The 265-nt window shown below is 44.2% G+C and carries 1 pseudogene; it reads left to right on the top strand.

Annotated elements, in window-relative coordinates:
- Positions 1-265: pseudogene (aspA, locus tag AAEY99_RS21480) on the top strand (aspartate ammonia-lyase); the annotation flags it as partial.

Raw genomic sequence — 265 nt, 5'->3', positions numbered from 1 at the left:
GCCTTATGGGGAATGCCTGTATCGCACTGCGTGAGAAGTGTGTTGAAGGGATCACAGCCAATCCTGATGTCTGTATGAATCATGTATTAAATTCAATTGGCATCGTTACCTATCTTAATCCGTTCATCGGTCACCATGAAGGCGACATTATCGGAAAGATTTGTGCCCAAACGGGTAAAAATGTTCGTGAAGTGGTGCTAGAACGAGGCTTACTAACAGTTGAAGAACTCGATGAAATCCTCTCCGTTGAAAACCTGATGCATCC

The sequence above is a fragment of the Shewanella sp. S1-58-MNA-CIBAN-0166 genome (assembly GCF_040310085.1).
GTDB lineage: Bacteria > Pseudomonadota > Gammaproteobacteria > Enterobacterales > Shewanellaceae > Shewanella.
Note: the sequence above shows the minus strand (reverse complement) of the source record. Positions and strands in the feature narration are given on the sequence as shown.